17 protein-coding genes and 1 pseudogene are annotated in these 20,322 nt (G+C 62.0%); 15 read left to right on the top strand and 3 right to left on the bottom strand.

The window, feature by feature from the left end; translation table 11 throughout:
* Positions 1–151: 151 nt before the first annotated feature.
* From urtA to X566_RS02700, 11 genes are all read left to right on the top strand, one after another.
* Positions 152–1,429, top strand: a complete 1,278-nt coding sequence (urtA, locus tag X566_RS02750) for an urea ABC transporter substrate-binding protein (RefSeq protein WP_034463255.1) — start codon at positions 152–154, stop codon at positions 1,427–1,429.
* 115 nt (positions 1,430–1,544) lie between these two features.
* The gene (urtB, locus tag X566_RS02745) at positions 1,545–2,471 is read left to right on the top strand and encodes an urea ABC transporter permease subunit UrtB (RefSeq protein ID WP_034463254.1); all 927 of its coding nucleotides are present in this window, start codon (positions 1,545–1,547) and stop codon (positions 2,469–2,471) included.
* Positions 2,472–2,484: 13 nt separating this feature from the next.
* Positions 2,485–3,627: an urea ABC transporter permease subunit UrtC gene (gene urtC / locus X566_RS02740; RefSeq protein WP_034467664.1), complete on the top strand. Its 1,143-nt coding sequence runs from the start codon at positions 2,485–2,487 to the stop codon at positions 3,625–3,627.
* An 8-nt stretch (positions 3,628–3,635) separates the two neighbouring features.
* Positions 3,636–4,391 carry an urea ABC transporter ATP-binding protein UrtD gene (gene urtD, locus X566_RS02735; RefSeq protein WP_034463253.1) on the top strand — a complete coding sequence of 252 codons (756 nt, stop codon included), beginning with the start codon at positions 3,636–3,638 and terminating at the stop codon, positions 4,389–4,391.
* 65 nt (positions 4,392–4,456) lie between these two features.
* Positions 4,457–5,146 (top strand): urea ABC transporter ATP-binding subunit UrtE, encoded by a 690-nt coding sequence (urtE, locus tag X566_RS02730; protein WP_034463252.1) that lies wholly within the window; start codon positions 4,457–4,459, stop codon positions 5,144–5,146.
* 43 nt (positions 5,147–5,189) lie between these two features.
* Positions 5,190–6,419, top strand: coding sequence for a formamidase (gene fmdA, locus X566_RS02725; protein ID WP_034463251.1), 1,230 nt, complete (start codon positions 5,190–5,192; stop codon positions 6,417–6,419).
* An 83-nt stretch (positions 6,420–6,502) separates the two neighbouring features.
* Positions 6,503–6,844, top strand: coding sequence for a zinc ribbon domain-containing protein (locus tag X566_RS02720; protein ID WP_034463249.1), 342 nt, complete (start codon positions 6,503–6,505; stop codon positions 6,842–6,844).
* Between the two features lie 192 nt (positions 6,845–7,036).
* Positions 7,037–8,188 carry an efflux RND transporter periplasmic adaptor subunit gene (locus X566_RS02715; RefSeq protein WP_034463247.1) on the top strand — a complete coding sequence of 384 codons (1,152 nt, stop codon included), beginning with the start codon at positions 7,037–7,039 and terminating at the stop codon, positions 8,186–8,188.
* Positions 8,185–11,349: a multidrug efflux RND transporter permease subunit gene (locus X566_RS02710; protein ID WP_081740025.1), complete on the top strand. Its 3,165-nt coding sequence runs from the start codon at positions 8,185–8,187 to the stop codon at positions 11,347–11,349. Before X566_RS02715 ends, X566_RS02710 begins: the two co-directional genes overlap by 4 nt.
* 180 nt (positions 11,350–11,529) lie before the next feature.
* The gene (locus tag X566_RS02705; RefSeq protein WP_051443824.1) at positions 11,530–12,642 is read left to right on the top strand and encodes an NADH:flavin oxidoreductase/NADH oxidase; all 1,113 of its coding nucleotides are present in this window, start codon (positions 11,530–11,532) and stop codon (positions 12,640–12,642) included.
* A gap of 603 nt (positions 12,643–13,245) precedes the next feature.
* Entirely contained in the window at positions 13,246–13,860 is a 615-nt protein-coding gene (locus tag X566_RS02700) for a TetR/AcrR family transcriptional regulator (protein WP_081740024.1), read from the top strand.
* A 76-nt stretch (positions 13,861–13,936) separates the two neighbouring features.
* Here the strand turns inward: X566_RS02700 and X566_RS02695 are convergent, their stop codons facing one another.
* The 3 genes and pseudogenes from X566_RS02695 to X566_RS02685 all read right to left on the bottom strand — a co-directional run bounded on the left by X566_RS02695 (position 13,937) and on the right by X566_RS02685 (position 16,487).
* The gene (locus tag X566_RS02695) at positions 13,937–14,635 is read right to left on the bottom strand and encodes a DUF1045 domain-containing protein (RefSeq protein ID WP_034463243.1); all 699 of its coding nucleotides are present in this window, start codon (positions 14,633–14,635) and stop codon (positions 13,937–13,939) included.
* Positions 14,636–14,644: 9 nt separating this feature from the next.
* Positions 14,645–15,832 (bottom strand): annotated as a pseudogene (gene phnM / locus X566_RS02690) (phosphonate metabolism protein PhnM); the annotation flags it as partial.
* A 19-nt stretch (positions 15,833–15,851) separates the two neighbouring features.
* Positions 15,852–16,487, bottom strand: a complete 636-nt coding sequence (locus X566_RS02685; protein WP_034463238.1) for a chloramphenicol acetyltransferase — start codon at positions 16,485–16,487, stop codon at positions 15,852–15,854.
* Between the two features lie 194 nt (positions 16,488–16,681).
* On the opposite strand from X566_RS02685, the gene phnC reads away from it, so the two are divergent.
* The 4 genes from phnC (at position 16,682) to phnE (X566_RS02665) (ending at position 20,321) form a co-directional block, all read left to right on the top strand.
* Positions 16,682–17,497: a phosphonate ABC transporter ATP-binding protein gene (phnC, locus tag X566_RS02680; protein ID WP_034463237.1), complete on the top strand. Its 816-nt coding sequence runs from the start codon at positions 16,682–16,684 to the stop codon at positions 17,495–17,497.
* A gap of 71 nt (positions 17,498–17,568) precedes the next feature.
* Positions 17,569–18,519, top strand: coding sequence for a phosphonate ABC transporter substrate-binding protein (phnD, locus tag X566_RS02675; RefSeq protein WP_034463235.1), 951 nt, complete (start codon positions 17,569–17,571; stop codon positions 18,517–18,519).
* A 72-nt stretch (positions 18,520–18,591) separates the two neighbouring features.
* The gene (gene phnE / locus X566_RS02670) at positions 18,592–19,476 is read left to right on the top strand and encodes a phosphonate ABC transporter, permease protein PhnE (RefSeq protein WP_034463233.1); all 885 of its coding nucleotides are present in this window, start codon (positions 18,592–18,594) and stop codon (positions 19,474–19,476) included.
* The gene (gene phnE / locus X566_RS02665; protein WP_034463231.1) at positions 19,473–20,321 is read left to right on the top strand and encodes a phosphonate ABC transporter, permease protein PhnE; all 849 of its coding nucleotides are present in this window, start codon (positions 19,473–19,475) and stop codon (positions 20,319–20,321) included. The genes phnE (X566_RS02670) and phnE (X566_RS02665) overlap by 4 nt, the downstream gene beginning before the upstream one ends.
* Position 20,322 lies beyond the last annotated feature (1 nt).

Below are 20,322 nucleotides of genomic sequence, written 5' to 3'. Positions count from 1 at the left end.
TCTTTGAACTCCCCCGAGGTCCATACGTAGAACCTAGCTCGCGATTTTGCGGTGCAGTATACGCGATCTTGCGTATCTGTGCAGTGCACAAATTGCGCCAACGTCTGCCCATTCGGATTGCAGTGTGTCCTCCGCAACGAAGGGGTGGGTCATGTCGGACGAGAACAACAACGAGGTCATTACCAGCGGCTTGCGGTCGCCGCTGCGCAGAAAGCTCTTGATGGGGATGGCAGCGCTGCCGGCGGTTTCGCTGCTGGGCGGCCGGCCGTCATTCGGCGCCGGGCCGGCGACGTCGGTGGTCAACACCACGGGTCTTGCGGTTTCCGATACGGAAGTGACCGTCGGCATCCTGCACTCGGTCACGGGTACCATGGCGATCAGCGAGACCGGCTCAGTGCAGGCGGAGAAACTCGCCATCGAGCAGATCAATGCCGCAGGCGGCGTGCTCGGCCGCAAGATCAAGTTCATCCAGGAGGATGGCGCCAGCGATTGGCCGACCTTCGCCGAGAAGGCGAAGAAGCTGCTCGTCAACGACAAGTGCGCGTCGGTGATGGGCTGCTGGACCTCGGCCTCGCGCAAGGCGGTGCTGCCGGTGTTCGAACAGTACAACGGCATGCTCTACTATCCGACGTTCTATGAAGGCCTCGAGCAATCGAAGAACGTGATCTACACGGGCCAGGAGGCGACGCAGCAGATCATCGCCGGGCTCGACTGGGTGACGAAGGAGAAGGGCGCCAAGAGCTTCTATCTGCTCGGCTCCGACTACATCTGGCCGCGCACGTCGAATAAGATCGCCCGCAAGCACATCGAGAACCATCTGAAGACCAAGGTGGTCGGCGAAGAATACTTCCCGCTCGGTCATACCCAGTTCAACTCGGTGATCAACAAGATCAAGCTCACCAAGCCGGACGTGATCTACGCGATCATCGTCGGCGGTTCGAACGTCGCCTTCTACAAGCAGCTCAAGGCCGCGGGCATCGATCTCTCCAAGCAGACGCTGCTGACGATCTCGGTGACCGAAGACGAGATCGACGGCATCGGCGGCGAGAATATCGCCGGCGCTTATGCCTGCATGAAGTATTTCCAGTCCCTCGACAATCCGAACAACAAGGAGTTCGTGGCGGCCTTCAAAAAGATGTGGGGTGACAAGACGGTGATCGGCGACGTCACCCAGGCGGCCTATCTCGGCCCGTGGCTGTGGAAAGCGACGGTGGAGAAGGCGGGCTCCTTCGATATCGACAAGGTCGCGGCTGCTTCGCCCGGCGTGGAATTCAAGGGCGCGCCGGAAGGTTACGTCCGCATCCACGAGAACCATCATCTCTGGTCGAAGACGCGGGTCGGCCGCGCCAAGGCCGACGGGCAGTACGAGTTGATCTACGAGACCGCCGAACTGGTCGAGCCGGATCCGTTCCCGAAAGGCTACCAGTAAGCCTCCCTCGACCGGTAAGGCAATCGTCGCATCGCGCTGGGGCGCAAGACTTGGCGCGTCAGACTGGCGCGTAAGAGTTGGCGCGATGCGGCCTTCCTTTCACACGGAGCTATCGATGTTCGGCGACTATTCGATTGGCGATTTGTCCTCAATCTTCGTCATGCAAGGTTTCGCCGGACTGATCCTGTTCTCGGTGTTCGTTCTGATGGCGCTCGGGCTCGCGATCATCTTCGGCCAGATGGGCGTCATCAACATGGCGCATGGCGAGTTCATGATCCTCGGCGCCTACGTGACCTGGCTGACCTCGAACCTGTTTCAGGAGCATTTGCCGGGCCTGTTCAACGGCTATTTCTTCGTGGCGATGGCCTTCGCCTTCGTCGCCGCCGGCGCGCTCGGCATGTTGGTGGAATGGGCGCTGATACGTCATCTCTATAAGCGGCCGCTCGACACGCTGCTGGCGACTTGGGGGCTGAGTTTGATCCTGCAGCAAACCTATCGTTCGGTGTTCGGCGCGCGTGAGGTCGGCGTCGAGCTGCCGCAGTGGATGATGGGCTCAAAGCAGCTCACCGACACGGTTGAGATTCCCATCAACGGCATGTTCGTGATGAGTCTGACCGTCGTCATCACGCTCGTCGTCGCCTACGTGCTGTTCTGGTCGCGCTGGGGCAAGCAGGTTCGCGCCGTAGTACAGAATCGCGTGATGGCTGGCGCCGTCGGCATCAACACCGAGAGAGTCGATCGCTACACCTTCGGTCTCGGCTGCGGTATCGCCGGCATCGCCGGCTCCGCTTTCACGATGATCGGCTCGACCGGGCCGACCTCCGGCCAACTCTATATCGTCGATACCTTCCTCGTTGTCGTGTTCGGCGGCGCCGCCAGCCTGCTCGGCACCATCGCTTCTGCCTTCACCATTTCCCAGGCGCAATCGACCATGGAGTTCTTCATGTCCGGATCGATGGCCAAGGTGCTGACGCTATTGGCGATCGTTGGAATTCTGATGCTGCGGCCGCAGGGTCTGTTCGCTCTCAAGGTTCGCAAGTGAGGATCGTGTCATGATGGACAGCACACGCTTCCTCAAGCGCGCGGACTGGATCGGCATCGCTGTGCTCGCGTTGCTGCTGGTGGTGATCCTGCCGCTGACGCTCGATATCTTCCGCCTCAATCTCGTCGGCAAGTATCTCACCTACGCCTTCGTGGCGATGGGGCTGGTGCTGTGCTGGGGCTTCGGCGGCATTCTGAGCCTCGGGCAGGGCGTGTTCTTCGGCCTCGGCGGCTATTGCATGGCGATGTATCTCAAGCTGGAAGCCTCTAGCATCGAGAACACCAAGATCCAGTCCACGCCCGGCATCCCGGACTTCATGGACTGGAATCAGCTCACCCAGCTGCCGTTATTCTGGCAGCCGTTCCACAGTCTGACGTTCACGGTCCTTGCCATCGTTCTGGTGCCCGCGTTCTTCGCCTTTGTCATCGGCGCGGCAATGTTCAAGCGGCGGGTCGGCGGCGTGTACTTCGCGATCATCACCCAGGCGATCGCCGCAATCCTGACAATCCTGATCGTCGGCCAGCAGGGCTACACCGGAGGTATCAACGGCATTACGGATTTGCGCACGCTGAAAGGCTGGGACATCCGTACCGACAGCGCCAAGCTGATCCTCTACTTCGTCTGCGTCGCTTGCCTGTTCGGGTGCATCGTCGCGGCGCAGTTCATCCGTCATGCGAAGCTCGGCCGGATTCTCGTCGCCATGCGCGACAAGGAGGACCGTGTCCGCTTCTCCGGCTACAGCGTCGCCAACTTCAAGATCTTCGTGTTTTGCCTCGCGGCGGTGTTCGCGGCGATCGGCGGGGCGATGTTCACGCTTCAAGTCGGCTTCATGTCGCCGTCCTTCGTCGGCATCGTGCCATCGATCGAGATGGTGATCTACACCGCCGTCGGCGGTCGGCTATCGATCTTCGGTGCGGTGTACGGCGCCTTGCTGGTGAATTTCGCCAAGACCAGCCTGTCGGAATCCTTCCCGCAGCTCTGGCTGTTCGGTCTCGGCGCGCTGTTCATCGCCGTGGTGCTGGTGTTTCCGAACGGTCTCGCGGGGATCTGGCGCGATTATGCGCAGCCATATCTCGATCGCCTGCTGCAGAAGCGGAAGACTTTGCCCGCGCGCTGGAATGACAGCTCCGTCACCGACGGCGCCCCTGCGGAATAGGAGAGGCCATGATCATCGGATATCAGCCGCCGGACTTTTTGCTCGCTGTCGAGGGCCTTACGGTTTCATTCGATGGGTTCAAGGCGGTCAACGATCTCTCCTTCTATGTCGAAGAGAACGAGATTCGCGTCATCATCGGTCCGAACGGCGCCGGCAAGACCACGGTGCTGGATCTGATCTGCGGCAAGACCAAAGCCACCTCCGGCTCGATCCGCTTTCGCGGCCAGGAGCTGACGACGTTGAAGGAGAACGACATCGTCCAGGCGGGAGTCGGGCGCAAGTTCCAGACGCCGTCGATCTATGACGACCTGACGGTGTTCGAGAATCTGGAGATATCCTATCCGCGCGGCCGCACGGTGTTCGGCGCGCTGGCGTTTAAGCGCGATGCGGCGGTGCGCGAGCGGGTGGAGGAGGTCGCCGAGATGATCTTCCTGAAGGACCGTCTCGACACGAGCGCTGATCTTTTGAGCCACGGGCAAAAGCAGTGGCTGGAGATCGGCATGCTGCTGATCCAGGATCCGGAGCTGTTGATGCTCGACGAGCCGGTCGCAGGCATGAGCGTGAGCGAGCGGGTCAAGACCGCCGAACTGCTGCAGCGGATCATCAAGAACCGCTCCGTGCTCGTCATCGAGCACGACATGAAGTTCGTCGAGGATATCGCCCACAAGGTGACGGTTCTGCATCAGGGCAAGATCCTGTCGGAAGGCTCGATGGAGCACGTCAAGACCGACCCGAAAGTCATCGAAGTCTATCTCGGACATTAAAGCATGATCAGGAAACGTGGGAGCCGGTTTTCCGGAAAGATCATGCTCAAGCGAAGAGAAGCGTGATGCTCGATATCACCGATTATCATGTCGCCTACGGTCAAAGCGAAGTGCTGCATGGCCTGAACGTCAGCGTCGCGCCGAACGAAATCGTCGCCATCATGGGGCGCAACGGCATGGGCAAGACCACGCTGATGAAGGCGCTGATGGGAATCATTCCCGCCAAGAGCGGCACGGTGCGGATGAACGGCGCCGAGGTCGGCGGGTTGAAGAGCTACGAGCGGGTTGCCAAAGGGCTCGCCTATGTGCCGCAAGGCCGGATGATCTTCTCGACCATGACCGTGAAGGAGAACATCGAGACGGGCCTCGTCGCGTCCGGTGGATCGAAGGTGCCGGACGACATCTACGAATTGTTTCCGGTGCTGCTGGAGATGAAGAACCGCCGCGGCGGGAATCTCTCGGGCGGCCAGCAGCAGCAGCTTGCGATCGCGCGCGCGCTGGCGACCAAGCCGAAGGTGCTGCTGCTGGACGAGCCGACCGAGGGCATCCAGCCGTCGATTATCCAGGAGATGGCGCGCACGCTGAAGCGCATTCGCGACGAGCGAGGGTTGTCGATCGTCGTCTCCGAGCAGGTCTTGAGTTTCGCGCTCGATATCGCCGACCGCGTGCTGGTGATCGAGAACGGCGAGATCGTCCGCGACGAGCTGCGCGCCAGTGTCGATGCCGAGCAGGTCGCGAAATTTCTCTCAGTCTGAATCGTCGGTAACCCAATCAACGGTAATCCAAGGGGAGCTTGCTATGCCTGACACACTGATCAAGGTCGACCTTACCAAGTCGGCTTACGAGAACGACATGGTCCACAACCGCTGGCACCCCGACATTCCGATGGTGGCGTGGGTCAATCCCGGCGACGACTTCATCGTCGAGACCTATGATTGGACCGGCGGTTTCATCAAGAACAACGACTCGGCGGACGACGTGCGCGACATCGACCTGTCGATCGTGCATTTCCTGTCGGGCCCCATCGGCGTGAAGGGTGCGGAGCCGGGTGACCTGCTGGTGGTCGATCTGCTCGATGTCGGGCCGTTGAAGGAGAGCCTGTGGGGCTTCAACGGCTTCTTCTCCAAGAACAACGGCGGCGGCTTCCTCACGGATCACTTCCCGCAGGCGCAGAAGTCGATCTGGGATTTCAAGGGACTGTACACCTCGTCGCGGCATATTCCGGGTGTCAACTTCGCCGGCCTGATTCATCCAGGCCTGATCGGCTGCCTGCCTGATCCGAAACTCCTGAAGACGTGGAACGACCGCGAGGTCGGCTTCATCGCCACCAACCCGACCCGCGTGCCGCCGCTCGCCAATCCGCCGTTTGCGGCGACCGCGCATGCGGGCAAGGCGACCGGAGACGCCAAGGCGAAGATCGGCGCGGAGGGGGCGCGCACGGTGCCGCCGCGCGAGCATGGCGGCAACTGCGACATCAAGGATCTGTCGCGCGGCTCGAAGATCTTCTTCCCCGTTTATGTACCGGGCGGCGGTCTGTCCATGGGGGACCTGCACTTCAGCCAGGGCGACGGCGAGATCACCTTCTGCGGCGCCATCGAAATGGCGGGTTGGCTACATATCAAGGTGGACATCATCAAGGACGGCGTTTCCAAGTACGGCATCAAGAATCCGATCTTCAAACCGTCGCCGGTGACGCCGAACTATAAGGACTTCCTGATTTTCGAAGGCATCTCCGTCGATGAGGCTGGCAAACAGCATTACCTCGATGTGCATATCGCCTATCGGCAGGCCTGCTTGAACGCGATCGAGTACCTGAAGAAGTTCGGTTACTCCGGCGCGCAGGCCTACTCGATCCTGGGGACCGCCCCGTGCCAAGGCCATATCTCGGGCGTTGTCGATATTCCGAACGCCTGCGCGACGCTGTGGCTGCCGACGGAAATCTTCGATTTCGACATCATGCCTTCGGCGGCAGGACCGATCAAACATATCAAAGGTGGCATCGATCTGCCGCTATCGCCGGACAAGTAACGGCTCCCTGCGCGACGGATGCGGGACGGTTGTCCTTGCCGCCCCGCATCCACCTTTCAATGATCCAAGCGAGGAGAGCTGCGATGCCGGTCTATGAATATCTGTGCGAGACGTGCGGCCCGTTCACGGAGATGCGGCCGATGGCGGAGTTCGACCGGCCGCAGCCATGCGAGACATGCGGGCAAAGCGCGCCGCGGGTGATTCTCACTGCGCCAAGCTTTGCGTGCATGCCCGCAGACAAGCGCGTCGCCCACGCCACCAACGAGCGCAGCCGCAACGCGCCGAAGACGCTTGGCGAGTACAAGGCCTCGCATGGCGCCAACTGCGGTTGCTGTTCATCCAAAAAGCCGGCGCGGTTGATGACGAAGACCCGGAGCGGCGCGAAAGGGTTCCCGACTGCGCGGCCCTGGATGATCAGCCATTGAGCCGTTCGAGGTTTGCTGCGGATGACCGATTGTTAATCGTCTCAAGGAAAGTTGACTTCGTTTTCAGGCGTTTAGCCATATTGATCGAAGTCCCTGCGCGCTAAGGTCGCAGGGGCGCGGGCGTGTCGCTGACCTGGTGGTCAGGCAGGCGCACCGGGTGCATCCTCAGTCGGGGCACAAGGACATCGGTCAATGCGATACGGTCGGGCTCTGCTGCTTGCCCTGTTTGCAGTTGCGTGTGTCGGCGGATATGCCGCCTACGATCGGACCACGCGGGCGAAGCAGCCAGCGGCAAAGGCCGAACAGGCGATTCCGGTTTCGATCGACACGGCCAATCAGGCAAATTTTCCGGTGCTGCTGACCGGTCTCGGGACCGTCACTCCGTTTAACACGGTGACCGTCCGCAGTCGTGTCGATGGCGAGATCGTCAAGATCGCCTTCCAGGAAGGGCAGACCGTGCAGCAGGGCGATCTGCTCGCGCAGATCGACCCGCGTCCTTATCAGGCGGCGGTCGATCAGGCCCGGGCCAAGAAGGCCCAGGATGAAGCGACGCTAAAGAACGCGAAGCTCGATCTCGATCGTTACTCCACGCTTGCCAAGCAGGATTTCGCGTCGCGCCAACAGCTTGATACCCAGACCGCGGCCGTGGCGCAGGGCACGTCGCTGGTACAGGCTGATCAGGCGGCGCTCGATAACGCCGAGACTCAGCTCAGCTACACGTCGATCAAGGCGCCGATCACCGGCCGGGTCGGGTTCAGGCTGGTCGATCAGGGCAATATCGTCAATGCATCGGCCCAGAACGGCATTGTCAGCATCGCCCAGGTGCAACCGATCTCGATCGTCTTCTCCCTGCCGGAAAATCAGATCGACCGCATCAACAAGGCGATGAGTCGAGGAAAGGTGCCGGTGAGCGCCTATACCAGTGACGGCAGCCGCAAGCTGGCCGAGGGGGCGCTTGCGGTCATCAACAACCAGGTCGATACGACGACCGGCGTGATCCAGCTCAAGGCGACGTTCGAGAACACCGACAATGCGCTCTGGCCGGGCCAGGCAGTCTCGGCCAGAGTCCTGGTGGATACGCTCGACAACGTGGTGGTGATACCGCAGACCGCGGTTCAGCACGGTCAACAGGGTCTCTGGACCTACGTCATCACCGCCGACCAGCGCGCCGAGGCGCGGCCGTTGCAGATCGGCGAATCCACCAATGACAGTGCGGTGGTGCTGAAAGGGGTTTCTGCCGGCGATCGTGTGGTGACGGGCGGCCAGTACCGCCTGCAGAACGGCTCGCTGGTCGCAACGGGACAGCCGACAACCGCCAGCAACGATGTGGGGAGCGGTCGATGATGACGGGCGGCATCTCGACGCCGTTCATCCATCGTCCGATCGCGACGTCGCTGATGATGGCGGGCATCCTGTTCGTCGGCATCATCGCCTATCCGGCGTTGCCGGTCGCACCGCTGCCGCAGATCGATTTCCCGACCATCCAGGTCAGCGCCTCGCTGCCGGGTGCGAGCCCGGATACGATGGCCTCGTCTGTGGCGCAGCCATTGGAGACTCAGTTCACGCAGATCGCCGGCGTCAGCGAAATGACGTCCACGAGTTCGCTGGGCTCGACGTCGATTACGATCCAGTTCAATCTGGACCGCAACATCGATGCAGCGGCCAACGATGTGCAGGCCGCGATCAACGCGGCGTCTGGCCAATTGCCGAAGAGCCTGCCGGGGCCGCCGACCTATCGCAAGGTCAATCCCGCCGACTCGCCGATCCTTTTGCTGTCCGCCACCTCCGACACCATGCCGCTCACGGAGATGGACGACAACGTCGAGACCAAGATCGCCCAGCAGATCAGTCAGCTTCCCGGCGTCGGTCTGGTCAATATCGGCGGCCAGCAGAAGCCGGCCATCCGGATCCAGGTCGATCCCGCCAAGCTGGCGACCAAAGGTCTGTCGCTGGAGGACGTGCGGGCGCAGATTGCGGTGGCCACCGTCAACAGTCCAAAGGGAACGCTGGACGGAGCGCAGCGCAGCTTCACCATCTACGCGAACGATCAGATCCTCGCGGCGAAGGATTGGAACGATGTCATTATCGCCTACCGCAATGGTGGCGCGTTGCGCGTCCGCGACATCGGACAAGCCGTCGCCGGGCCTGAGGATGCGCGGCAGGCGGCGTGGGCCAATGGCAAGCGCGGCATCTTCCTTGCGGTCTTCAAGCAACCGGGCGCCAACGTCATCGACACGGTCGACCGCATCAAGGCCGCGTTACCGAGATTGGAACTGGCGCTGCCCCCGGCGATCAAGATCGAGGTGATGAGCGATCGGACCCAGACCATCCGCGCATCGGTGCGCGACGTCCAGTTCACGCTGGCGATCACCATCCTTCTGGTTGTGCTGGTCATCTTCGCGTTCCTGCGCAGCACATGGGCGACGATCATCCCCGCGGTCACGGTGCCCTTGGCCCTGTTGGGAGCCTGCGCGCTGATGTGGATGGCCGGCTACAGCCTCGACAACCTGTCGCTGATGGCGCTGACCATTTCGGTCGGCTTCGTCGTCGACGACGCCATCGTGATGCTGGAGAACATCACCCGGCATATCGAGGAGGGAAAATCCCCGTTCCAGGCGGCGCTGCAGGGAGCGAGCGAAATCGGCTTCACGATTTTTTCGATTAGCCTGTCGCTGGTGGCCGTATTGATTCCGCTGCTGTTGATGAGCGGCATCATCGGCCGTCTGTTCCGGGAATTCTCGGTCGTCTTAGCGATGACGATCCTGGTTTCGGCGTTCGTTTCGCTGACGTTGACGCCGATGATGGCGTCGCGGTTCCTCAAGGCCGCGCACGAGGTCCGGCACGGGCGTCTGTTCCAGGCCAGCGAGCGGATGTTCGACAGGTTGCTCGCCGGTTACGAGAAGGGGCTCGATCTGGCGCTACGCCATCAGTTCGCCACGCTCTGCCTCTTCCTGGCCACGACGGCGGCGACCGTCTATCTGTTCACGGTGATCCCGAAGGGCTTCTTTCCGCAGCAGGATACGGGGTTGATCAGCGGCCAATCGGAAGCCGCGCAGGATATCTCCTTCGCTAACATGGCCCGCCATACGGAAGAGCTCGGCCGGGTGGTCATGGCCGATCCAGACGTGGCGAGCGTCGCCATGAGCATCGGCGGTTCTTCCGGCGGCAACGCCATGAACACCGGCCGCTTCTTCATCACGCTGAAACCGCGTGACGACCGTTCGGCGTCCGCCGACCAGATCATCGCGCGGCTGCGGCCGCAACTCGACAAGGTCGAGGGCGCGCGGCTTTATCTGCAGGCGGCGCAGGATGTGCGGGTGGGCGGTCGCCTGGCGCGTACGCAATACCAATTGACGCTGCAATCGGCCAACTTCGAGGAGCTGAGCGCCTGGGCGCCGAAGATCCTCGACAAGCTGAAAGGGTTACCGCAGTTGCGCGATGTGGCGACGGATCAGCAAACCCAGGGCACGACGCTGACGCTGACCATTGATCGCGACAAGGCATCGCGCCTTGGCATTCAGCCGCAGTTGATCGACGACACGCTCTACGACGCATTCGGCCAGCGTCAGGTGACACAGTACTTCACCCAGACCAACACCTATCGCGTCATCATGGAGATCACCCCCGAGCTGCAGGGGGACGTGGATGTCCTGAACACGATCTATATGAGATCGCCGGTCACGGGCTCCAACGTGCCGCTGTCCTCGGTTGTCCGCTGGACCACCGAGCCGGTGCGGCCGCTGTCGATCAATCATGAAGGGCAGTTTCCGGCAGTGACCATCAGCTTCAACCTGGCGCAGGGAATGTCGCTCGGGCAGGCGACTGCAGCGATCGATCAGGCCCAGAAGGAATTGAATGCGCCGGGCTCGCTGTCGTTCACGTACCAGGGAACGGCGCAAGCTTTCCAGCAATCGCTCAGTACGGTGCCGCTGCTCATCCTCTCGGCGCTGGTGGTCGTCTACCTGATCCTCGGCATTCTCTATGAAAGCTACATCCATCCGCTGACGATCCTGTCGACGCTCCCGTCGGCGGCGTTGGGAGCGATCTGTGCGCTGATGGTCGCTGGTTACGACTTCAGCCTGATCGCGCTGATCGGCGTCATTCTGCTGATCGGCATCGTCAAGAAGAACGGCATCATGATGGTGGACTTCGCGATCAGCGGCGAGCGCGGTCAGAATCTTTCGGCCGAGGAGGCGATCCGGCAGGCTGCCGTTTTGCGCTTCCGTCCCATCATGATGACGACAATGGCCGCCTTGCTCGGTGCCCTGCCGCTGATGCTCGGCCAGGGCACGGGATCGGAGCTTCGCCAGCCGCTTGGCTGGGCCATGGTCGGCGGGTTGATCGTCAGTCAGGCGATGACGCTGTTCACGACACCAGTGGTCTACATTTATCTCGATCGCTTCTCGCAGTGGCTCAAGCAAAAGCGCGCGAAGCCGGAGACTCCTGTGGCCGAGCCGGAGGAGCGGCATACACCGATGGATCGCTCCGTCGCGTCCCGCAATTGACGAGATGTCCTGCGCGGGCGCATGGCCTCGTGGTCCGGGTTAAGGCGTCGGCCGGTCGAGGCATTTTGCCGCCTGTGCCGGGACAGATTTCGATACGGAAATTGCCGGAGGCCGGTTTCATTTGCGGTGATGCGCGCTAGGGTGCGCGGCATTTGCAAGCATCCGCAACGGAGCCGATCGATGCCCCTGCTGTTCGAGCCCATCAAACTGCGCGACCTGACGCTGCCGAATCGGATCATCATCGCGCCGATGTGCGAATTCAGCGCCGTGGATGGCTGCGCGACCGATTGGCACATCATCCATCTCGGCCATCTGGCGTTGTCCGGCGCAGGCCTTCTCATCATCGAGGCGACCGGCGTCGAGCCGCGTGGTCGGATCAGCCGCGAATGCCTTGGCCTTTACTCGGATGAAAACGAGGCCGCGCTAGCGCGCGTGCTGGCAGTGGTCCGGAAATATTCGGCGATGCCGATCGGCATCCAGCTCGCCCATGCCGGGCGCAAGGCCTCGACGGTGAAGCCCGCGGACGGGCGCGGGCCGGCGCCCGAGGATCAAGGCGGGTGGCCGATCGTTGCGCCGTCGGCGGTCGCATTCGGCAACGGCTGGAAGGCGCCGTCCAAGCTCGATGCGCATGGCATGGCCGCCATCATCGGGAGCTTCGTTGCCGCGACGCTGCGGGCGGAGCGGCTCGGGATCGACCTGATCGAGTTGCATTCGGCGCACGGCTATCTCATGAGCTCGTTCCTGTCGCCGATCGCCAATCAGCGCGACGATGCCTATGGCGGCAGCCTGCAAAACCGCATGCGCTTTCCGCTGGAGGTGTTCGAGGCCGTGCGCAAGGCATGGCCGTCGGGAAAGCCGCTGGGCGTCCGCTTCAACGGCACCGATTGGATGGATGGCGGCATCACGCCCGACGAAGCGGTGGCCTATGCGCGCGAGCTTGCCGAGCGCGGTTGCGATTATGTCGACGTCTCGTCCGGCGGCAACGGCTATGCGGAGATTCCGCTGTCGCCCGGCTATCAGGTGCCGTTTGCCGAGCGCATCAAGAAGGAGGTCGGCATCGCCACCATGGCCGTCGGTTTGATTCGCGATCCACACCATGCGGAGAGTATTCTGCGCGAGGACAGGGCGGACATGATCGCGATCGGCCGGGGCATGTTGAACGATCCCCGCTGGCCTTGGCACGCAGCGGAAGATCTCGGCGCCACAGTCGATTTTCCGGAGCAGTATGCGCGTGCGGTGACTCGCTCCGGCGTGCCGGCGCATGACGCTATTCCGAAGGCGGTCGCCGGCTGAGGGCATCTATGTTGCGGATTGCTCGGCTGGGCCGGTCGTCTCCGCGAGGGAGGCTGTTTCTCCCCAGCCCGTACTGGTTCCAACGCCGGACCCTCGAAGGGCCTTGCCTCTCTCGCCCACGCGGGCGATACTTCCCGTATCGTCAACAACGAAAGGAGGTGATCCAGTGTCTTATCTCAAGCGCTGTCACCTCGCTGGGGTCGCCTGACAAGCCGTGTTGATCTGCAACATGTGAGCCTGTGAACGGCGCCCTCCGCGCCAGGACCAGCGAGATCAGGGGAGGCGTGCCGGACTACTTCGGCGCGCCTCCTTTTGCTTCCAGCCTTGGATTTTGGGGACCTTGGATTTTGGGGACCTTTGGCGCGCAAGCGGCCGAGCTCATGCCCTTTCGCAGGGCTGGCATTCGCGTTAACCTCTCTTCGTACGATTCGTAAGGTTGCGGCGACAGCGGCCGGCAGAGTGCGTCTGTCGGCGGGCATCCGGCGATATCGGAGCCATTTGCGCAAGCAGTGATACGCAAGCAGTGATGAGAGTGTTGGCGACATCTTGACGACACGCAATCGACGCCGCCGGAACGGCACCCCGTCGCGCTGGTGATCGAGCATGGCGGGGAAAACAGCAAAGCCCAGTAATGATCTGATGCTGCGGGTGCGCCGTGCGTTCTTCGATCACGGCTACAGCAACCTGTCGATGATCGGTCTGGCCAAGGTGTGCGGTTTCACACGCCGTTCGCTGTATCACTACTTCAGCAGCAAGGAAGATGCTTTCCAAAGCTTGACTGACTTCGACAACCGCATCTCGATCGAGGCGGGCTTTGCGGCGGCACGCGAGGTGAAGGAGAGCGGCGGTACCGCGCTCGATATTCTCAGCAAGATGATGGACGTCCGTTATGGCGACCTGCGCCGCGAAGTCTACGTCTCGCCGCACGCGGTCGAGCTGAATGCCGAGGTGTTCCGGCGCTCCTGGCAGATCATGGTGGGATACGCGATCAAATTCCATGCGCAGCTTGCCGATTTCCTGGTCGAACTTGAACGCGATGGGCTGCTGAAGCTGAAGGATGGAGCCTCGCCGCAGCATGTGGCGAAGCTGCTGGCCAATGGCGCGCGCGGCATCAACCAGAGCTTGCCGCCTTATCCTCCGGACGAACTGGCCCCACGCTATCGGGAAATGTGCGAAGCGATCCTGTATGGCTGTACTCAGGGGCCGAAGCCTGACTGACGCCGTGTCGCTGCTGGACAGGTCATGCCACCGCCGCGAGCCAAAGCCGGTGAGATGTGGATCGGCCGTTGGACGCTTAGACGGCTGTTAGCTCGGCCTGCTTGACGATGACAAACCGGTTGCTGCCCTCTTGCCGTAGCAAGGTCAGGCTGCCGATCGCCAGGTTATCCAGTGCGAGTGCCGCGAACTGCGCCCGCAGAAAAGTCAGCGCCGGGCCGCGTGCCGCGTCGTCCAGAGCGCCTGTCAACGTCATGTGGAAGCGGAATTCCTCGAACACATAGGGATAACCCCAGCGGTCGAGCAGCGCGATCTGGTTCGCGGTGAGCGGGCTTTTGAGTCGGCGATTGCGATCGTGCTCGGTCAGCGGCGCGCGCAGGTGATCGAAAGCGCGGACGCAATCTGCGGCGAGGCTGTTCAGTTCCGCAACAGAGGTATCAGGGACGATTGCGATGAAGCGTCCGATCGCGCGCACCACCGGTGCGATTTGCGGAATCGCCCGAGGCGTCTGCGCGAATGCGCCGAATGCGGCCAGCACATCCGCCTCGCTTGCGCCATCCGCCAAGGCGAATGGCGCCTTCAGCGTGGCATGGAAGCCGTATATCCGCGGCTCCTTGGTCATGCTGCTCCAATCGGGGAACGATTGCAGCGGCGCCTCGGGAAACGGCAGATCGCATGCCGCGTAGGCGTCGTAGCCGATCATGCTGGCGCCGAAGCGATAGAGAGCGCTGGCGGCGGAGGGGACATAATACAGTGCGTAGCGGACAGTCTCGGGCATCGGCTGATTTCAGGCGGCGGCCACTTTACGTGCAATGGCTGTCGAATGGGAGATGCGGTCCGCATCGGTCAGGTGCACGATTTTGCCGGCCGCAATCACGGCGACCACGCGCGGCCGTAAGCTTTGGGCGGCATCGACCAGCAGAATGTCGGCGCGTTTGCCCGCTCCGATCTCGCCGCGATCCGATAATCCCGCGGCCTTTGCCGGATTGCGCGAAATCAGCGCCCAGGCCTGCGGCAGCGGCAGCGCACCTTCGGCGACGAGGCGAAAGGCCGCGAGCGGCATCGCCGGATAGTAATAATCCGATGCGAGGATCGAGCAGAGACCTTTGCGAACCATCTCTGTCGCGCTGGTCCAGCCGGTGTGGCTGCCGCCGCGCACCACGTTTGGCGCGCCGAACACCGTGAATTCGCCGGCGTCCGCGGCCTCGCGGGCGGTGGCTTCGTTGACCGGAAACTCGGCGATGCGGATGCCGAGTTGGCGAAACCCGCGCCGCTTTTCCGCGGTGTCATCGTCGTGCGACAGCGTGGACAACCCATGCGCACGGCTCGCGGCGGCAAGCCGCGCGATGGAAGCCGGCACCTCGTCGGCGCGGCTGGCGACGCGTTCGACCAACCGGTCGAAATCGCCGGCGGAAAGTCCGGCTCGCTCTGCCATCCGGGCGCGCTTCTGCGGCTTGGACGCGTCGGCGGTCATGGCCATGTGGTCGTTGAAAGCGAGCAGATCCACGCGCCGCGCGGCGATCCATCCGAGGATGGTCTGTTCGGCCTCCAGGTTGAACGTCTCGTGCCGAAGATGGATCCGCGTATCGGCGGCAAGGCGCGGCCGCGATGCTTCGATGGCGTCCACCAGCGCGTGCGCGTTTTCGGTGCCGCGCAGGCCAGGCTCCCACGACCAGGTGATGGCGTGAAAGACGGTGGTGATGCCGTTGGCGATCACCTGACGATCGGTGTCGGCAAGTGCGACATCGACCGGGAAGTCCACGCCCGGCCGTGGCATCATCTGCCGTTCGAAGGCGTCGCCGTGCACGTCGACGATGCCGGGCAGCACGAGTAGGCCGCGTGCATCGATCCTGACCGGTGCCGGGCGCACGCTGCCGATATCGGTGATGGCGCCGTCGGTGAGATGGAGCGAGGTTTCAATCAGGCCGTCGCCGATCAGCGATTGGCCCCCTTCGATGATGATGTCGGTCATGGGTCGGTTGCGTGTTGGCGTTTCAGGCGGGAACGGTGCTTGATTCGTATTTGTCGAGGAAGGCCTCGATGGTCAGCTTGCGAAAATCCGGCAGCGCCGCGCGCAGCGCGTCATGGCTCCAATTCCACCAGCCGAGGGCTGCCAAACGTTCGGAGACGTCTTCCGGAAAACGCCGGCGGATGACTCGCGCCGGGTTTCCGCCGACGATCGTGTAGGCGGGGACGTCCTTGGTGATGATCGCCCCGGCTGCAATCACCGCGCCGAGGCCGATGTTGCGGCCGGGCAAAACCACCGCCCCGTGACCGATCCAGACGTCATGTCCGATGTGGACGCGGTGCGATCGGCGCCAATCGAAGAACTCCGCTTCGTCCGGCTCGCCGGGGAAATAGGCGCTGGCGCGATAGGTGAAATGCGCCTGCGTCGCACGTTCCATCGGATGGTTGCCGGGATTGATGCGCGTCATCGCCGCGATCGAGCAGAATTTACCGATTTCAGTGTACATGATCTGGCTGTCATTTACGACATACGAATAGTCATCCATGCTGACTTCCGCCAGCAGCGTGCGCGCGCCGACCTCGCAATAGGCGCCGAGATGGCTGTCCTGCACCAGTGCGGACGGATGGATCAGGGGCGTCGTTGACAGCGCTTTTCCGGCCATGATGTCACTCTCTCGGAGACCCGATGCTCTTGCTCACTCATTCAGGGGAAGTCTGACATCTGCATGACGTTCGTGTGACATCGCCACCTTGATCGCCGCTTTCGCTTGCAGTGTGGATGCCCGCAACGGCTGTCACATCACTGTAGAACTCCCGCGCTAGCCGTTAACCCCGATCATTGGAGACGGGTGACGGAATGCTGGTTATCGATGGACTGACCTGCCGGTTCGGCAGCAAGACTGCTGTAGACAAGGCCTCGTTCTCAATCGAGAAGGGAAGCTTCATCGGCGTGATCGGTCGTTCGGGTGCGGGCAAGTCGACCCTGCTGCGGATGATCAATCGCCTGGCTGAGCCGAGCGACGGACGCATTCTGTTCGAAGGCGTCGATGTCACCGCGTTGCGTGGTAAGGATCTGCGCCAGTGGCGCGCACGTTCGGCGATGATCTTCCAGCAATTCAATCTGGTCGGCCGGCTCGATGTGCTGACCAACGTTCTGATGGGGCGGCTCGCCACCATGCCGAGCTGGCGCTCACTCGCGCAGCTCTGGCCCGAGGGTGACAAGGCGATCGCGATGTCGGCTTTGGACCAGCTCGATATCGCGTCGATCGCCGCCCAGCGCGCCGATCAGCTTTCGGGCGGTCAGCAGCAGCGCGTCGCCATTGCCCGCGCGCTGGTGCAGGAGCCCGATATCATTCTCGCCGACGAGCCGATCGCGTCGCTCGATCCGCGCAACACCCGCATCGTGATGGACGCCTTGCTGCGTATCAACAAGCACTTCGGCATCACCGTACTCTGCAACCTGCATTCGCTGGACCTGGCGCGCACCTATGCCGATCGGCTGATCGGCATGTCGGCGGGACGCATCGTATTCGACGGCGCACCGGCAATGCTGACCGATCACATTGCGCGCGAGCTCTACGACCTCGAGGCCGGCGAAGTGATGGGTGAACTCCCGGATGCTGCATCAATTCCGGCCGCGGTTCCGGCTCTGGGCAATGTCGCTGCCGCCTGAGCGGCTGCATCGCGTCACGCGTACTCTGGTCGCGAAATTCAAACAATCGAGTCACCTGAAGAGAGGATGTCATGATCACCCGTCGCACCATTTTGACCGGCGCAGCTGCGCTCGCCGTTTCTGTCTCGTTGGCAGCCTCGACTGCCTCCGCGCAGGATTGGAAAAGCAAGTACCCGGAGCTGACGTTCGCAATCGTTCCGGCCGAGAATGCCTCGGGCGTGACCGAGCGCTGGACGCCGTTCATGGCCTATCTGTCGAAGGAGCTTAGCGTAAAGGTCAACCTTCGTATCGCCAATGATTATGCTGCGGTGATCGAAGGACAGCGCTCCGGCAACATTCACATCGCGAGCTATGGTTCGGCGTCGTTCGCACGCGCGCGTCTGACCGGTGTTCACACCGACGCCTTCGCCAATGACATCAACATCGACGGATCGACCGGCTACTACTCGGTTTTCTTCGTCAAGGCGAACGGCCCATACAAGTCGATCGACGACGTAAAGGGAAAGAACCTGGGTCTCGTTGATCCGAATTCGACCTCGGGCAACAACGTTCCGCGTTTCGAGCTGAACAAGATGGGCATTCCCGACGCTGAGGGCTATTTCGGCAAGGTGGTGTTTACCGGCAGCCACGAGAACGCCATGCTCGCGCTGTCGCAGGGCACGGTGGACGTTGCGGCCAATCAATGGACCAACGATAACGACTCGACGCTGCAGCAGATGCTCACCAAAGGCATGCTGAAGAACGCGGACGGCTCGGCGATGAAGAAGGACGACTTCCGTATCATTCACAAGTCCGCACCGATCATCAACGGTCCCTATGCCTACAACTCGGATCTGCCGGCTGAACTGAAGGCGGCGATCGCCAAGGCGTTCATGGATGCCCCGACCAAGGACAAGGCCGCGTTCGACAAGCTGTCGGATGGCCAGAAGAAGGGCTTCAATCCCGCCACGACCAAGGACTGGGATGGCACGATCGAGTTGATCAAGTTCGTCGACAGCCTGCGTAAGAAGAAGGCTTCCTGATTTCGCCATCGCAAGGAGCCGGATTCGTACGGGTCCGGCTCTTCGTTTCTCCTTTCCGATCGTTCGACCATCGTGACCGTCGCCGTCTCCGTTCTTCCTCAGGAGCAGCTTGCTGCCTTGCAGGAAACCTATCGCAAAGCCGTCGCGCGCAAGCGGTGGCGCATGATGCTGTCGGTTGCCGCGTTTGCTGCCGCCCTGATGGCCGCGGCCATCGGTGCAGAAGTCGAACCGGGCGTGCTGGTCGCCAAGATCGGCAATTTCTTCAGCTATTTCGATCGCATTTTTGTCCTCGATAACGGGGCGCGGGTCTGGACCGACGTATCCGAATGGTTCTGGGGCTGGCGCAAATGGCTCGCGCTGCTTGGTGAGACCTTGCTCATCAGCTATGTCGGCACGCTGACCGGCTTCGTGCTTGCCTTCGGCCTCAACTTTCTCGTCGCCGCCAACACGTCGCCTGCGTCCTGGGTTCGCTTTGCGGTCAAGCGCGTGCTGGAATTCAGCCGCACCGTTCCCGCCATCGTCTTCGCGCTGGTCTTCGTCATCGCCTTCGGGCTTGGCCCGATGGCCGGTGTCATCGCCATTGCGATTCACTCCACCGGCGCGCTCGGCAAGCTGTTTGCGGAGATCGTCGAGAATATTGACATGAAGCCGGTCGAGGGGATCCGCGCCACCGGCGCCAACTGGCTCTCCTGCATGCGTTTTGCAGTGGTGCCGCAAGTCATGCCGGGCTTTGCGAGCTATTCGCTGCTGCGATTCGAAATCAACGTGCGCGAGGCTTCGGTGATGGGCTTCGTCGGTGCAGGCGGCATCGGCCAAGAGCTGATCGTCGCGATCCGCAAGTTCTATTACTCCGATGTCAGTGCGTTGCTGATCATGATTATCGTCACCGTATTCGTCATCGATATCACCACCGGGTGGCTGCGTGGCCGTCTGTTTGGCGAGGAGGCGCGCGCATGAGCGTCAGGATGCCGTCGGACCCGCGGCAGGCTGCGCGGTATGCCGGGCTTGCGGTGCGGCCGGCATCGTCGCGATTTGTCGTTCCGACCGTGATGCTGGCTGCGTTCGCGTTGTTCGTGTTCGGCCTGAATGAACTGGACTTCTCGTTCCAGCGCATTCTTGCGGGCGTGCATCAGCTTGGCTGGATCACCTTGATGATGATGCCGCCGGATCCGGGCTCGTCGCTGCCGACCTATCTCGCGGCACTCGGCGAGACGTTATCGATCGCGCTGCTGGGCACGACGACAGCCGCGTTGCTCGCGCTCCCTGTCAGCCTACTCGCTGCGCGAAACATCATTCCATCTTGGATGATTCGTTTTCCGGTGCGCCGCTCGTTCGACACCATTCGCGGTATCGATACGCTGATCTGGGCATTGGTCTGGATCAATGTGGTGGGCCTTGGTCCGTTCGCCGGCGTGCTGGCGATCGCGGTGTCCGACTTCGGTGCTTTTGGCAAGCTGTTCTCGGAAGCTATCGAGGCTGCCGACAAGAAGCAGGTCGAGGGTATTCGCGCCTCCGGCGGCAGCGCGCTGCATGAAATCCGTTTCGGCGTGCTGCCACAGGTGATCCCGGTGATCGCCGGGCAAGTGCTCTATTTCATCGAATCGAATACGCGTTCAGCGACCATCATCGGCATCGTCGGCGCGGGCGGGATCGGTCTACAGCTTGCCGAGCAGATCCGCGTGCTCGAGTGGCAGAAGGTGTCGTTCATCATTCTGATGATTCTGCTGGCCGTGGCCGCGATCGATTGGATTTCATCGAAACTGCGCTTCGCCATCATCGGCCGCGCGGCGGCAATTCACTGAC

Source organism: Afipia sp. P52-10 (genome assembly GCF_000516555.1).
Lineage (GTDB): Bacteria > Pseudomonadota > Alphaproteobacteria > Rhizobiales > Xanthobacteraceae > P52-10.
The sequence above is the reverse complement of the archived record's forward strand: the minus strand, read 5'-3'. Positions and strand labels throughout refer to the sequence as shown.